Source organism: Polynucleobacter sp. MWH-UH25E (assembly GCF_018687095.1).
Classification (GTDB): Bacteria; Pseudomonadota; Gammaproteobacteria; order Burkholderiales; family Burkholderiaceae; genus Polynucleobacter.
The window spans coordinates 1,403,643-1,419,179 of sequence record NZ_CP061286.1; the positions used below are offsets into that span (position 1 = coordinate 1,403,643).

The following is a 15,537-nucleotide window of genomic DNA, read 5'->3' on the forward strand; positions in this document are numbered from 1 at the left end:
GTTGGGACTCTTAAAAGCACTTTCTCGATAGAGCTTCTAAAAAGAGGGGTTCGAGCAATTCATGCCGGTTATCGGGGTTAAGTGCCGCATCCATTTCCGGGTCAGTAGCTGGGTAGCCAATAATCAATGGATTAAGTTCGATTAAGCCATTCTCCAGCTCCTCTTTGAGCTCCTCGGGAATGCTAGACCGAGTCCCAGCATTTTCATCTGCTAGCGTGACCACCCCAGGGTGCAGCTTAATAAAACCTTCATCAACCAGTATAGGAATACGCTGCGTGTCCTTGTTTTTACTCAAATAATGTATTAAGTGGACCTGCTCTACAGGCGGGATTAGGGCATCCAAAAAGATAAGATCGGGGGCAATCGATACTGCCTTCATTAAGCCTTCTAGGCTGTCTACCGAAACCTCCATTTCTACTTTTAGCTGCCAGCCTTCAATGGCTTCCAACAGTGCTAAGCTATTTTCAGTGCGGCGAAATATTCCCATTGCAACGCAGTGTTGGGTGCTTTTTTGGCGCATAGCTCGTTTACGCCTTTGTAATTGTTGCTCTAAAGAGCTTGCCAAAATGCGCCTGTGCCCACCGCGGGTCTTCCAGGCGATTAATTCGCCCAATTCAACCATTTTTTGTACGGTTCCTAGCGAAACTTGCAAAACCTTAGCGCTTTGTCTAGTGCTTAGATATTCCATTTCTGGCGTAATTGCTTTCATATTCTCCCTTGATCTCATTAATTCATTTGAAGATTTAGAGAATAAAAACGAATTTTGTTGGAATCTGTCCGTATATATTGAAAGACTAGTAGGAAATTTCTTATTCAGTTTCTATTTATAGGGATATACCCCCAAATCCCATGAAATCAGGGAAAGCCCTTTATGTGACTATGGTCACTCGTGTTAAATTACTGTCGTAGTACCAGTATTTGCACAGAGCAATTCGTGAAACGGTACAGCCGTGTAACGGATGGTTATAACCACAGTTTTTATTCGGGAAACCCGATGAAAGGTGAGCATCATGATGCAGGACCAAAGAGATAAATCCTATCTCTTCGGCGGAAACGCCCCCTATGTAGAAGAACTCTACGAATCTTATTTGCACGACCCTGCCTCCGTTGAGGACCATTGGCGTGATTATTTTGATAACGTGAAACAAGTTCCAGCAGTCGATGGTTCGTCGCGAACCGATATTGCTCACGGGCCAATTGTTGCCTCATTTGCTGAGCGCGCTAAACAAGGTCCAATTAGAACGATTTCGGATTCAGCGGATTCCGAGTTGGGACGCAAACGCGTTGCGGTTCAGCAATTAATTGCGGCGTATCGAAACGTCGGTAATCGCTGGGCCAATATTGATCCATTGAAGCGTACAGAGCGTCAGGATATTCCTGAGCTGGATCCTGCTTTCTATGGATTTACTGATGGCGATATGGATATCGTCTTCAACACAAGTAATACATTCTTTGGCAAATCAGAAATGACCCTGCGTGATTTGCTGCAGGCATTACGCGAGACTTATTGCGGCACCATTGGCGCCGAGTTCATGTTTATTGCCGATCAAAAGATTAAGAAGTGGTGGCAAGAAAAGCTGGAATCAATTCGTTCTACAGCCCGCTTTAATGTTGAAGAGAAGCGTCAAATTTTGGACCGTCTTACCGCGGCTGAAGGTTTAGAGCGTTATCTCCAAGCTAAATATGTTGGTCAAAAGCGCTTCTCCCTAGAAGGTGGCGAAAGCTTTATCGCCTGTATGGACGAGTTAATTCGTGATGCTGGTAGCAAGGGCGTACAAGAAATCGTGATTGGTATGGCTCACCGTGGTCGTCTCAATGTTTTGGTGAACACCTTGGGCAAGATGCCTAAAGATTTGTTTGCTGAGTTTGAACACAAAGGCCCTGAGACATTGCCTGCTGGTGACGTGAAGTATCACCAAGGTTTCTCTAGCGACATTTCAACTCCTGGCGGACCGGTTCATTTATCACTTGCATTTAATCCATCTCACCTTGAAATTGTTAACCCAGTAGTTGAGGGTTCAGCGCGTGCGCGTATGGAGCGTCGTGGTGATATGTTGGGTGAGCAGGTGATGCCAGTTCTGGTGCACGGTGATGCTGCGATTGCGGGTCAGGGTGTAATGCAAGAAACTTTGGCGATGTCCGAGGTTCGTGGTTATTCCACTGGCGGCACAGTTCACATCGTGATTAATAACCAGATTGGTTTCACCACATCCGATCCACGCGACTTGCGTTCTAGTTTGTACTGTACAGACATCATGAAGATTGTTGATGCCCCTGTACTGCACGTAAACGGTGACGATCCAGAGGCTGTGGTACTGGCAACTAAATTGGCTGTTGAGTTCCGCACTAAGTTTCATAAAGATGTGGCAATCGATATCATTTGCTTCCGCAAGTTGGGTCACAACGAGCAAGATACGCCCGCAATGACGCAGCCTTTGATGTACAAAATTATTGCCGCACACCCTGGTACACGTAAGCTATACGCTGACAAGTTGGAAACTCAGGGCGTATTGCCTGCTGGCACTGGCGATTTGATGGTCAAAGAGTACCGCGCTGCCATGGATGAAGGTAAGCAAACCTCTGATCCAGTTCTCAGTAACTTCAAAGGTAAGTTTGCGGTAGATTGGGCCCCATTCCTTGGTAAGAAGTGGACAGACGAAGCTGATACCGCTATCCCTTTAACGGAATGGAAGCGCTTATCTGAAAAGATTTCGACTATTCCAGAAAACTTTAAAGCCCATCCATTAGTCGCGAAGGTTTATAACGATCGTGCGGCAATGGGTCGCGGTGAAATTAATGTTGACTGGGGTATGGGTGAACACATGGCTTTTGCCTCACTTGTTGCCAGTGGTTATCCAGTGCGCTTGTCTGGCGAGGATAGTGGCCGCGGCACATTTACCCATCGTCACGCAGTTCTTCATGACCAAAATCGTGAGAAGTGGGATACCGGTACCTATGTAGCTTTGCAGCATGTCACTAAAGATCAGGCACCATTTGTGGTGATTGACTCCATTCTTTCTGAAGAAGCAGTTCTTGGTTTTGAATATGGTTACGCAGCGGCAGAGCCAAACACCTTAACCATTTGGGAGGCCCAGTTTGGCGACTTTGCAAACGGCGCTCAGGTTGTAATTGACCAGTTCATTGCCTCTGGCGAAGTGAAGTGGGGCCGTGCAAACGGCTTGGTCATGATGTTGCCGCACGGTTACGAAGGTCAAGGCCCAGAACACTCATCTGCACGTTTGGAGCGCTTTATGCAGTTATGCGCTGATACCAATATGCAGGTTATTCAGCCAACAACCGCATCACAAATTTTCCATGTGCTACGTCGTCAAATGATTCGTCAGTTCCGCAAGCCACTGATTTTGTTTACGCCAAAATCCTTATTGCGTAATAAAGATGCTGCGTCTCCACTCTCTGAATTTACCAAGGGCGGTTTCCAGACGGTAATCGGCGAGCGTGATGAAACTATCGATGCAAAACAAGTAACACGATTGATCGCTTGTTCTGGCAAGGTGTATTACGACTTAGTTAAACAGCGCGCTGAAAAGAAAGCGACTGATGTTGCAATTATTCGAGTTGAGCAGTTGTATCCATTCCCGCACAAGGCTTTGGCTTCTGAGTTGAAGAAGTATCCAAAGCTAGAAGAGGTTGTTTGGTGTCAGGACGAGCCGCAAAACCAAGGTGCGTGGTTCTTTGTTCAGCACAACATATTGGAAAACATGTCTGATGGTATGAAGTTGGCATATGCAGGACGTCCCGCATCTGCTTCTCCTGCTTGTGGATATGCCCATTTGCACCAAGAGCAGCAGAAGTCTCTTCTCAACGCGGCATTTGCCAAATTAAAGGGTTATGTGATTACTAAATAATCAATCGCAAACCAATACTCATACACATATAGATAAATAGGATTAATCATGGCTATTTTCGAAGTTAAAGTTCCACAACTCTCCGAGTCAGTTGCTGAAGCAACATTGTTGCAATGGAAAAAGAAGGTCGGTGACGCAGTTAGTCAAGATGAGATTTTGATCGAAATCGAAACAGATAAGGTTGTTCTCGAAGTGCCAGCTCCATCTGCTGGTGTATTGACAGAAATCGTAGTTGCTGATGGCGGCACAGTTGTAGCTGATCAGTTAATTGCCAAGATCGATAGCACTGCTGTTGCATCAGCTGCCCCAGCTGCTGCAGCACCTGCTCCTGCGGTAGCCCCAGCTGCGGCACCTGCAAAAGCGGCTGCTCCATCTAAGGCTACTGGCGCAGCCGCTTCGCCTTCAGCAGCAAAAATTCTTGCTGAAAAGAATGCGGATGCAGGTCAGGTGGCTGGTTCTGGTCGCGATGGCCGTATTACTAAAGGCGATGCATTAAATGCCTCTGCTGGTGGTGCTAAGTCAGCCGCATTGCCAAGCGCACCAATTCCAACAGGCGATCGTCCTGAAGAGCGTGTGCCAATGAGCCGCTTGCGCGCTCGTATTGCAGAACGTTTGTTGGAGTCACAAGCGAACAACGCAATTTTGACTACATTCAATGAAGTCAATATGGGTCCAGTAATTGCATTGCGTAATAAATACAAAGATCAATTTGAAAAGACTCATGGCGTAAAACTGGGTTTCATGTCCTTCTTCGTAAAAGCAGCTACACATGCTCTGAAGAAATTCCCATTATTGAATGCGTCTGTTGATGGTAACGACATTATTTATCACGGCTACTTTGATATTGGTATCGCTGTTAGCTCACCACGCGGATTGGTAGTGCCAATTTTGCGTGATGTTGATCAGATGAACTTAGCTGATATTGAGAAGAAGATTGCTGAATTTGGCGTGAAAGCACGCGAAGGTAAGCTCTCGATTGAAGAGTTGACTGGCGGTACATTCTCTATCTCTAACGGTGGCGTGTTCGGCTCTATGCTCTCAACTCCAATTATTAATCCTCCACAGTCTGCAATTTTGGGTATCCATGCGACTAAGGATCGTGCAGTAGTTGAGAATGGACAAGTAGTTGTTCGTCCAATCAACTATCTCGCCTTGTCTTATGACCACCGCATTATTGATGGTCGCGAGGCAGTGCTTGGCTTAGTTGCCATGAAGGATGCATTAGAAGATCCTTCACGTCTCCTCCTTGATTTGTAAGAAGGGAAGATCATGAGTCAAGCTTTTGATGTACTCGTAATCGGCGGTGGCCCAGGTGGCTACATCGCCGCAATTCGTGCAGCGCAATTGGGTTTCAAGGTTGCGTGTGCTGAATCCAATGCCTATGATGATCCAAAGGGTGAGCCACGCTTAGGTGGTACCTGTTTGAATGTCGGCTGTATTCCTTCTAAGGCTTTATTAGCCTCATCAGAAGAGTTTGAGAAGATTGGCCATCATGCAGCAGACCATGGCATTAAGGTTGGCTCTGTCAGCATTGATTCCAAAAAGATGGTTCAACGCAAAGATGGCATCGTCACCAAAATGACTGGCGGCATTCAGTTCTTATTCCGTAAAAACAAAATTACTTTGTTAAAAGGTCATGCTTCATTTGAGGGCAAGGGCGCTGACGGATATCAAGTCAAGATTGATGGCAAAGATAAAGAGACAGTTACTGCTAAGAACGTCATTATTGCAACTGGATCTAAGGCGCGCCATTTACCAGGCTTGCCAGTAGATAACGTATTGATTTGCGATAACGAAGGTGCATTGAAGTTTGATTCTGTGCCCAAGAAGTTAGGCGTGATTGGTGCGGGCGTGATTGGTCTTGAGCTTGGCTCCGTTTGGCGTCGTCTGGGCTCTGAAGTGACAGTGCTTGAAGCATTGCCTTCATTCTTGGCTGCTTGCGATGTCAGTATTGCTAAAGAAGCACAAAAGCTTTTCACTAAGCAAGGCTTGAACATCAACATGGGGGTGAAGATTGGTGATGTGAAGGCGGATAAAAAAGGTGTAGTGGTTAATTACACAGATAGCGCTGGTAAGGCTGCCAAGTTGGAATGTGATCGCTTGATCGTTTCTGTAGGTCGCGTACCAAATACTGACAAATTAGGTTTAGATAAGATTGGTCTCAAAGTGGATGAGCGAGGCTTTATTCCAATTGACGATCACACTTGCGCAACAGCAGCGCCTGGCGTATACGCTGTAGGTGACGTGGTTCGCGGACCTATGCTGGCTCATAAAGCGGAAGACGAGGGTGTCTTGGCCGCTGAGGTGATTGCTGGTCAGAAGCCACATATCGATTACAACTGTATTCCTTGGGTAATCTATACGGATCCAGAGATCGCTTGGGTTGGCAAAACAGAACAGGCTTTGAAAGAGGCTGGCGTTGCATACAAGGCTGGTCAGTTCCCATTCATGGCTAACGGTCGTGCCTTGGGTATGGGTCGCTCTGATGGTTTTGTCAAAGTATTGGCCGATGCGAAAACCGATGAAATTCTTGGTGTTCACATTATTGGACCAAATGCCTCAGACTTAATTGCTGAAGCAGCGGTTGCGATGGAATTCAAGGCGGCAGCTGAAGATATTGCACGTATCTGTCATCCACATCCAAGCTTGTCGGAAGTGGTACGCGAAGCAGCATTAGCGACAGATCAACGCGCACTCAATATGTAATTGAAAACCATTGAGTTTTACCAACAAGAGTTAAAAGCGCGCGGGTATCAAAGTGATCCCGCGCAGCTTCGTGCCGTAGAGCGTTTGCAAAAGTGCGAAGATGAGTGGATTGCTTATAAAGAAATCCGCAGCAACAATCTCAAGAAAAAATTATTTAAACCAACCCTGCCAAGAGGTTTGTATCTTTGGGGTGGAGTAGGGCGTGGCAAGTCCTTCTTAATGGACTGTTTTTATGCTGCATCCCCATTAGAAAAAAAGATTCGTATTCATTTTCATGAATTTATGCGTGAAGTGCATCGTGAGTTGCATGAACTCTCGGGTTTATCGGACCCTTTAGATGAGCTTTCCAAGCGAATCGCCAAACGCTACCGTTTGATATGCTTTGATGAGTTCCATATTAATGACATTGCCGATGCGATGATTCTGTATCGCTTGCTCAACGCATTGTTTGCTGATCGTGTGCAGTTTGTAATGACCTCTAATTACCGACCCGATCAGCTTTATCCTAACGGCTTACATCGTGATCGCTTGCTTCCGGCAATTAAGTTGCTGGAAGAAAAGCTTGATGTTCTCAATGTTGATGCTGGCAATGATTATCGTCAGGTTCAGATGGCGCAAGTGGAGGCCTATCTCACTCCTGCGAATGCTGAAACTCAAACTACTCTAGGGCAGATGTTCCAAACGCTGATTGGCAACCAAAAAGAGACGCGCAATCCTGTCTTGCATATTGAGTCCCGTGAGCTGCGACCATTACATATGGCTGATGGTGTAGTTTGGTTTGATTTCCAGACACTGTGTTGTGGTCCGCGCTCTCAGAATGATTATTTAGAAATCGCCAATCAATTTCATACGGTTATCCTGTCTGGGGTTCCCTATATGCCTCCCAAAATGACCAACGAAGCACGTCGCTTTATCTGGTTAATTGATGTTTTGTATGACCACAAAATCAAGTTGATCATATCTGCCGAGGTGCCTGCAACGGATTTGTATACGGAAGGCCAAATAACCGCTGAATTCTCTAGAACGGTCTCCCGTTTGATTGAGATGCAGTCCCGTGACTATCTAGATGCGCCACGCCGTGTCATCGATACCAGCTTGACCTAAAATAAGGGCATGAGCAGTTTTTCTACCCTAAATGCCGACCTCCATTGCCACTCTGTGGTCTCTGATGGTACGCTCACGCCTGAAGCCTTGGCTGAGCGTGCAAAAGCCAATGGCGTTAATTTGTGGGCACTCACGGATCACGATGAGTTGGGTGGTCAACAACGTGCACGTGACGCTGCAAAAACACTCAATATCGATTACGTATCTGGCGTAGAAATTTCTGTTACTTGGGCAGGGCAAACCATTCATATCGTTGGTCTTGGTATTGATGCCAATCACCTAGGGATTATTGAAGGCTTGCGTCGCACTCGGGGTGGACGCGGAGACCGTGCAAGGTTAATGTCTGAACAGTTATTAAAGGCGGGTATACCAGGCGCATACGAGGGTGCTCTGCATTTTGCAGGCAATCCTGAACTCATTTCTAGAACGCACTTTGCAAGATACTTAGTGGAACAGGGTGTCTGTCGCGATACGGAAGAAGTGTTTAAAAAATATTTAGTTGAGAATAAACCAGGCTTTGTTCCACATCAGTGGGCGACTTTAGATGATGCGGTTGCGTGGATTAAATCTTCAGGGGGTGTAGCGGTTATTGCCCATCCCGGCAGATACAACTTAAGTGCTCTGCAGATGAGTCAGCTTTATGAGCGCTTTAAAGAAATCGGTGGCCTTGGCATCGAGGTCATTACCGGTAGTCATAGCCCAGATCAATACACGACTTATGGAAAGATTGCGCAAAAGTATGGATTCTTAGCCTCTCGTGGCTCTGATTTTCATGATCCAAGCGAAAGTCATATTGACCTCGGCGCTTTGCCGCATTTACCGGATCACCTGACCCCTGTCTGGTCGGTATTCCATTAATTTATTCACATTAACGATAAAGAAAAATAATGTTTGCTGAACGTGTTCTCTCTGGCATGCGACCTACGGGTAATTTGCACCTTGGGCATTACCACGGAGTATTAAAAAACTGGGTGAGATTGCAATCTGAATATCCATGTTTTTTCTTTGTCGCTGATTGGCATGCATTAACTACACATTACGAATCTCCAGAAGTTATCGAGCAATCTGTCTGGGATATGGTGATTGATTGGTTGGCCGCGGGTGTAGACCCAAACCAAGCTACTTTATTTATTCAGAGTAAGGTACCCGAGCACGCAGAGTTATTTTTATTGCTCTCGATGGGCACACCTTTGGGCTGGTTGGAGCGCGTTCCGACCTATAAAGATCAAATTGAGAAGCTCAAGGAAAAAGACTTGCAGACCTATGGTTTTCTTGGTTACCCATTGCTTCAGGCAGCTGATATTTTGATTTACAGGGCGCAACATGTTCCAGTTGGCGAAGATCAAGTTCCACACGTAGAGATGACTCGTGAAGTTGCGCGTCGCTTTAATTATCTCTATGGCCGGGAGCCTGGCTTTGAGGAGAAGGCGCTTGAAGCAGCTAAGAAGCTGGGTAGCAAGCGCGCCAAAATGTACTTGGAGTTGCGAGTTGCTTTTCAAGAGCGTGGTGATGAAGAGGCATTAGAGCAAGCGAAAGCATTGCTACAGGAATCGCAAAGTTTATCGATGGCTGATCGTGAAAGACTTTTTGGTTTCTTGGAAGGTGCGCGCAAAATTATTCTTCCTGAACCTCAGGCTCTGCTAACAACAGCGTCCCGTATGCCAGGCATTGATGGTCAAAAAATGTCTAAGTCTTATGGCAATACGATTAGTATTCGCGAGCAACCCGAAGATGTGATCAAAAAGATTCGGACGATGCCAACTGATCCTGCGCGCGTTCGCAGAACTGATGTAGGCGATCCAGCCCGATGCCCAGTATGGCAACTACATACGGTTTATTCCAATGAAGAAACCAAGCAGTGGGTGGATAAGGGATGCAAGTCAGCCGGGATTGGTTGCTTGGAGTGCAAACAACCAGTGATTGATGCCATTTTGGCTGAACAGCAGCCAATGTTTGAGCGTGCTCAGAAATATTTGGATGACCCAAGCCTTCTCCGATCGATTATTGCCGATGGTTGCGATAAAGCGCGTAAAGTTGCCCAAGAAACTATGAGAGAAGTGCGAGAAGCCATGGGTCTGGCATATGACTAATGGGGGTACTGTCATGATCGCCCATGTTTCAATTGAAAACGCTTCACCTTGGGTGAGGCGTTTTGCTTCTCAGATTCCAAAAACGGGCACTGTTTTAGATCTTGCTTGTGGAGGAGGCCGTCACTCTTTTCTTCTTGCTGAGATGGGTTTTCCAGTATTGGCTGTTGACCAAAACATTGGAGAAATTGAAAAAACCGCAAACCCCTTGATTCAATCAAAAGTACTCAACCTGGAGGTAGAGGTTTGGCCACTAGGAGATGACAAATTTAGTGGGATCGTGGTGACCAATTACCTATATAGACCCCACTTGGATCGATTGCCAGAAATTCTTGGGGAAAATGGGGTTTTGATCTATGAAACCTTTGCTCAAGGAAATGAGCAATTTGGAAAGCCATCCAACCCCAATTTCCTTCTAAAAACAGGGGAATTGCTGGGGTTGGCCCAACGTCATAGCCTTAAAGTCCTTGCCTACGAGGATATTTACCAGGGCGAACCTAAACCAGCTATGGTTCAACGCCTTTGCGCTGTAAAAGAAGGGTAAAAAGCCCGCATTCCGTTACAATTTCAAGGTTAAGACAGCTAAGAATCGGTATACATTCGGTGACAAACACAGCTCAAACCAAAGGTAGTAAAAAGACCATTTCTGGCAGCATGCCGGCTATCGTAACGCCCATGTTTGAGGATGGCAGTCTCGATTTTGGCGCACTCAAGTCTTTGTTGGATTGGCATGTGGCCGAGGGCACAGATGGAATCGTTATAGTTGGAACCAGCGGAGAGTCTCCAACAGTTTCCGTTGAAGAGCATTGTGAGTTGATTCGTGTGACCGTGGAGCATATTGCAGGGCGCATTCCAGTAATCGCTGGCACAGGTGGCAATTCCACCGCTGAAGCAATTGAGCTTACTGAGTTTGCTAAGAAGGTTGGTGCTGATGCGAGCCTTCAGGTCGTGCCGTATTACAACAAGCCGACACAAGAGGGTATGTATGCCCACTTCAAAAAAATTGCGGAATCAGTTGAGTTGCCAGTTATTTTGTACAACGTACCTGGCCGCACCGTAGCGGATTTGGCCGGCGATACCGTTGTTCGCTTGGCTGATGTACCAGGCATCATTGGCATTAAGGATGCAACTGGTAGTTTGGAGCGTGGGACCTTATTAATTGACGCCCTTAAGCGTTCTGGCCACAGTGATTTTTCTGTATTTTCAGGGGACGATCTTACTGCTGCCATGCTGATGTTGATGGGTGGAAAAGGAAATATTTCAGTTACTGCAAACGTTGCACCTCGCCTGATGCATGAACTCTGCGTGGCTGCCATGTCCGATGATGTGAAGCGTACCCGAGAAATTCAGTATCAATTAATCGCTGTTCATAAAGCCATGTTCACTGAAGCGAATCCAATTCCAGTGAAATGGGCTCTTCATGAAATGGGCAAGATTACTGCAGGTATTCGCTTGCCATTAACTCCATTAAGCAACGCATTGAGAGAGCCTTTGAAGGTAGCACTAAAACAGGCCAATTTACTATGAAGAATGTGTTTTCCTTGTCGCGCCTATTGACTTCAATTCTGACCTTGCTTGCAATAGCTTTGGTATTGAGTTCATGTAAATCAGTTACTAGTAACGATACCGTAGACTACAAGAGTTCGGGCGCAGTTCGCGGGCCGAATTTATCCTATCCTCCAGACTTGATCACCGCTCAAGCGGATCGTCGCTATATTGTTCAGGACGGCACCGCTACGATGTCTGAGTACAACGCGGCAGTAAAGAAATCTGCTCAGATGCGTAGCAATGTGATGACTGGCATTCCAGGTATGCGCATTGCCAAAGATGGTGAGCGTCGTTGGTTGGTAGTTGAAAAGCCTGCCAGTGAGCTATATCCACAGGTTAAAGACTTTTGGCAAGAAAACGGATTCTTATTGGTGGTTGACTCCCCATCTACTGGAATCATGGAAACTGATTGGGCAGAGAATCGCGCCAAAATACCTCAAGACTGGATCCGATCAATTGTCGGCAATGCTCTTGATTCTATTTACGATACTGGTGAGCGTGATAAATATAAAACACGTCTAGAATTTAGTGGATCAAGCGAGACGGAAATCTACATAACCCAACGTGGAGCTATTGAAAAATGCGTTAGCGATTCCTCTGGAGCATGCAATACAACTATTTGGACGCCGCGCCCCAATGATCCTGAGCTTGAGGCAGTATTCTTGGCTCGCTTGATGGAGCGACTTGGCATGACTCAAGAGCAGGCAAAAGCCATGGTTGCAACACCTTTAGGGCCAAGGGCACCCAAGGCGAAGTTCATTGAAGAGGGTGGCAACAAAGCCCATATTGAGCTCAGCGCTGGTTTTGATCGCTCTTGGAGGGACGTAGGCTTAGCGCTAGATCGATCGAACTTTACTGTTGAAGATCGCAATCGTTCTGCGGGTGTTTATTTCGTGCGCTACGTCAATGGGAAGGATGTGGGCGACTCGAAAGGCTTCTTTAGCAATCTCTTTAGCAGCAAAGATGATTCAAAACTACAGGCGAAGAAATATCAGGTAGTGGTCAAGAGCACCGGTGAAAATTCTGCGAATGTTTATGTTCAGGATGCTGATGGTAAACCTGAAAATACTGCCGCTGGAATTCAGTTGCTAACGATCTTGACTGATCAGCTAGCTAAGTAACTGTAAATTTTTTTGCGAATAACTAAGCGAGCAAATAATTCAGACAATAAAAAAGCCGCTCTAGAGCGGCTTTTTTCTTTAAGAAGAAGATTACTTCTTAGCGTCAGCAGCTGGAGCAGCAGGAGCAGCTGGAGCAGCATCTTTAGCAGCGTCAGCAGCAGGTGCAGCTGGAGCAGCAGGAGCAGGAGCTTCAGCAGGTTTTGCTTCTTCTTTTTTACCGCAAGCGGCCAAAGCGATAGCTAACATAGCAGCGAATACGAGTGACTTCTTCATTTGTAATTTCCTCTTAAAAAAATTAAACATCAATCATCGATAATTGTTGTTGGAGAAACTAGGGGCAAATGCCTAAGTATTTTCCTGTAATTATTATAGCCACGTCTTGGTTTATTGATCGAAAACTAGCCATCCTGCTAGATAGGCTTCATACAGACTTGAGCCATGAATATTGCTTAGTTTGTGGGTCATAAGCGCCTTCTTTGCAGACAGGGTAATCCATGCGGCGACAATCTGGGGCACTTGGTTTTTTGTAACCTCATCTCCATTGCAATATACTGATTTTCCAAGGCTTAAGATCCGTGTTTGAGGGCTTGGTTTGAGCTCTTTTTGGGTTAAATGTTTTAGAAAAGCATTTGGATTCAGTGGCTTAGCGGGGCCATTAAAAAATGCCTGCTGTTTGGGTTCCGATAGATAAGCTGTAACCCCTGGCAAAAATGCATCTATTTGGTGCAGCTTAAGTTTTTCTACCTGATTAGACAATTGCTTGATAAGCTCCATGGGCAGTTGCTCGGCATTTTCTGTTGCCATTTGTTTGGGGTCCGCAAATTTTTGCTCTAATTCTGGAATGTCCTCAAGAGACTCGGCAAGACGCCATAGGCCTTCTTGCAACAATTCTTTGAAACTAGGGGATCGAAATCCAACTGACCAGGTTTGGCAACCTGCATCTAATGCAATTCCGTCATGAGCAATATGAGGAGGTAGATAGAGCATGTCACCCGGCTCCAGAATCCACTCTTGTTCACATTGAAAGTTCTGCAAAATTTTTAGAGGTAATTTTGGATTAAGGCTTAAATCCTTTTGCTCTGAGATACGCCATTGCCTACGTCCAGACATCTGGATTAAGAACACATCGTATGAGTCAAAATGTGGTCCAACGCCACCGCCAATACCAGCAACACTAATCATGAGGTCATCAAGGCGAGCATCAGGAATGAAGCGAAACCAGGAAAGAATATTTGCAGCCGCAAGATGATGCGCTTCCATTCCTTGCAAGAGCAAGGTCCAATCGGACTTCTTTAAGCTCGGAACAGCCTTCTTTTGAAATGGGCCATGCTGAAAACGCCATGGTTTGGATTGGATTAGGCGGCTTTCAACATCGTCATGCTCTGACAGTTCAACCAACTCTTCATAAGAGATGGGGCTTGTTAAGGAAGGGGTACTATTTTGAGAGGCAAGAGAGAATGCGGGAATTGCGCCCCTAACTAAGAGCGGTTTCTTTTGCCAGTATTCCTTCATAAAGCGCTTAGGGCTAATTCCGCCAAATAGGGCCCATGGATCGCTAATAGGCAGGTTTTTAGGGGCTGGAGGTGGTTGATAGGGCTTGCTCAAGTAAAATGAACTCATAAGTTGAAGAAGTTAAAGGCGAAAACGCTGACTAGAAAAGTCAGTGTAAAGCAGCAGTAAATTATTAAAAATAAATGTACGACAATTTGCGCATGAAGATTCAAAAAAATACGATCGTATCGCTACGTTACAAGCTCACCGATGCACAAAACAATGTGATTGAAGAGCCAGACTCCCCAATGATCTATCTGCATGGGGGCTATGAGGGTACTTTTCCAAAAATTGAGGCATTGGTCGATGGCCAGGATATTGGCTATGAAGCCACAATCCAGTTAGAGCCTAATGAGGCTTTTGGTGAATATGACCCAGAGTTACTCAAGATTGAACCGCGTGCGCGCTTTCCTGAACCTCTAGAAGTAGGAATGCAGTTTGAAGGTGTACCAGATGTTGAATCTGAGTCTGATGATCCCGCTCAAGTTGCAAGTGCAGAAGAGGATGAGGATGCCGATACAGAACCTTTGATTTATACCGTTACTGATGTTGCGGATAATCAGGTGGTGTTGGATGGTAATCATCCACTGGCTGGAATGGCTCTACGTTTTTGGGTTCAAGTGGAAGATGTCCGGGCTGCTACCGAAGATGAAATTGAAAACCGCCATCCAGAGGGTGGTGAGAACTTCACATTTGGCATGCCTAATGATGCCGAAGATGATGACGAGGAAGAGTTTTTAGAGAAGGCTCTTAGCTTGCAGGGTCACAGCTCAAGAACCCTTCACTAATTATTCTTTAAGCCATTCTTTAATGGCGCCAAGATCCCGTTTTGTATCAGTATTGCCACCAACATCAGTGGGCGTATTGCTGAACTTAGCAAGTGCTTTTTCTAGTTGAGCGATCTTCGCCTCTTGTTCAATTGTTGCATCGATTAAGCCTTTGAGGGCCATAGATACAGGGTCATCCACGTTTGGTGTAACGCCATATGCAGAAAAATATTCTTTAGTCTTGCTATCAGCGCTTTGCGGTAAATCTGGGTGCAGAATACGCGCAGGTATACCAACCGCAGTAGCGCCAGCTGGAATTTCTTTAAGAACAACCGCATTCGAACCAATGCGCGCACCATCTCCGACTGTGAAGCCACCAAGCACTTTTGCACCAGCACTAACAACAACGCCTTTGCCTAAAGTAGGATGACGCTTTACGCCTTTATAGAGGGATGTGCCACCTAAGGTAACACCTTGATAAATTGTGCAGTCATCACCAATTTCAGTGGTTTCACCAATCACGATTCCTAGTCCATGATCTAAAAATACGCGACGACCAATCTTTGCGCCGGGATGGATTTCAATACCGGTAATTAACCTGGAGAACATCGATAGAAATCGGGCAATCCACTTCAAGCCAAGATTCCAAAAAAAATGCGAGACACGATGCAACCACACTGCATGTAAACCCGGGTAGCAAGTAATCACCTCAAGACGGTTTCTCGCGGCCGGATCCCGGATGATGATGGAGTCGACTTGGTCGAATAGTGAATTAAACATAGATAGA

14 protein-coding genes are annotated in these 15,537 nt (G+C 45.9%); 10 read left to right on the forward strand and 4 right to left on the reverse strand.

The annotated features are described in order from the left end of the window. Positions 1-10 precede the first annotated feature (10 nt). The gene (locus ICV39_RS07375) at positions 11-709 is read right to left on the reverse strand and encodes an excisionase family DNA-binding protein (RefSeq protein ID WP_215389477.1); all 699 of its coding nucleotides are present in this window, start codon (positions 707-709) and stop codon (positions 11-13) included. A 301-nt stretch (positions 710-1,010) separates the two neighbouring features. Between ICV39_RS07375 and ICV39_RS07380 the strand changes: the two genes are divergently transcribed. The 9 genes from ICV39_RS07380 (at position 1,011) to bamC (ending at position 12,432) form a co-directional block, all read left to right on the forward strand. Beyond that, complete coding sequence (locus ICV39_RS07380; RefSeq protein ID WP_215389478.1) at positions 1,011-3,866, forward strand: 2-oxoglutarate dehydrogenase E1 component; 2,856 nt, start codon at positions 1,011-1,013, stop codon at positions 3,864-3,866. A gap of 48 nt (positions 3,867-3,914) precedes the next feature. Then, positions 3,915-5,123: a 2-oxoglutarate dehydrogenase complex dihydrolipoyllysine-residue succinyltransferase gene (odhB, locus tag ICV39_RS07385; protein WP_215389479.1), complete on the forward strand. Its 1,209-nt coding sequence runs from the start codon at positions 3,915-3,917 to the stop codon at positions 5,121-5,123. Between the two features lie 12 nt (positions 5,124-5,135). Beyond that, positions 5,136-6,572: a dihydrolipoyl dehydrogenase gene (lpdA, locus tag ICV39_RS07390; RefSeq protein ID WP_215389480.1), complete on the forward strand. Its 1,437-nt coding sequence runs from the start codon at positions 5,136-5,138 to the stop codon at positions 6,570-6,572. Beyond that, the gene (zapE, locus tag ICV39_RS07395; protein ID WP_215389481.1) at positions 6,573-7,676 is read left to right on the forward strand and encodes a cell division protein ZapE; all 1,104 of its coding nucleotides are present in this window, start codon (positions 6,573-6,575) and stop codon (positions 7,674-7,676) included. Between the two features lie 9 nt (positions 7,677-7,685). Then, entirely contained in the window at positions 7,686-8,534 is an 849-nt protein-coding gene (locus tag ICV39_RS07400; RefSeq protein ID WP_215389482.1) for a 3',5'-nucleoside bisphosphate phosphatase, read from the forward strand. Between the two features lie 29 nt (positions 8,535-8,563). Beyond that, the gene (locus ICV39_RS07405; protein ID WP_215389483.1) at positions 8,564-9,766 is read left to right on the forward strand and encodes a tryptophan--tRNA ligase; all 1,203 of its coding nucleotides are present in this window, start codon (positions 8,564-8,566) and stop codon (positions 9,764-9,766) included. Then, on the forward strand, positions 9,759-10,307 hold the full coding sequence (locus ICV39_RS07410) for a bifunctional 2-polyprenyl-6-hydroxyphenol methylase/3-demethylubiquinol 3-O-methyltransferase UbiG (RefSeq protein ID WP_251372651.1): 549 nt from the start codon (positions 9,759-9,761) through the stop codon (positions 10,305-10,307). The genes ICV39_RS07405 and ICV39_RS07410 overlap by 8 nt, the downstream gene beginning before the upstream one ends. 110 nt (positions 10,308-10,417) lie before the next feature. Continuing rightward, positions 10,418-11,290, forward strand: coding sequence for a 4-hydroxy-tetrahydrodipicolinate synthase (gene dapA, locus ICV39_RS07415; RefSeq protein WP_215390940.1), 873 nt, complete (start codon positions 10,418-10,420; stop codon positions 11,288-11,290). Next, complete coding sequence (bamC, locus tag ICV39_RS07420; protein WP_215389484.1) at positions 11,287-12,432, forward strand: outer membrane protein assembly factor BamC; 1,146 nt, start codon at positions 11,287-11,289, stop codon at positions 12,430-12,432. Before dapA ends, bamC begins: the two co-directional genes overlap by 4 nt. A 90-nt stretch (positions 12,433-12,522) precedes the next feature. Here bamC and ICV39_RS07425 read toward each other — a convergent pair whose 3' ends face one another. Next, positions 12,523-12,705 carry a hypothetical protein gene (locus ICV39_RS07425; RefSeq protein ID WP_215389485.1) on the reverse strand — a complete coding sequence of 61 codons (183 nt, stop codon included), beginning with the start codon at positions 12,703-12,705 and terminating at the stop codon, positions 12,523-12,525. Positions 12,706-12,816: 111 nt separating this feature from the next. Then, positions 12,817-14,052, reverse strand: a complete 1,236-nt coding sequence (locus tag ICV39_RS07430) for a cupin domain-containing protein (protein WP_215389486.1) — start codon at positions 14,050-14,052, stop codon at positions 12,817-12,819. 92 nt (positions 14,053-14,144) lie between these two features. Between ICV39_RS07430 and ICV39_RS07435 the strand changes: the two genes are divergently transcribed. Then, complete coding sequence (locus ICV39_RS07435) at positions 14,145-14,771, forward strand: peptidylprolyl isomerase (RefSeq protein ID WP_215390942.1); 627 nt, start codon at positions 14,145-14,147, stop codon at positions 14,769-14,771. Here ICV39_RS07435 and cysE read toward each other — a convergent pair whose 3' ends face one another. Continuing rightward, a complete protein-coding gene (gene cysE, locus ICV39_RS07440; RefSeq protein ID WP_215389487.1) occupies positions 14,772-15,530 on the reverse strand; it encodes a serine O-acetyltransferase in 759 nt (252 codons plus the stop codon). Positions 15,531-15,537: the final 7 nt, after the last annotated feature.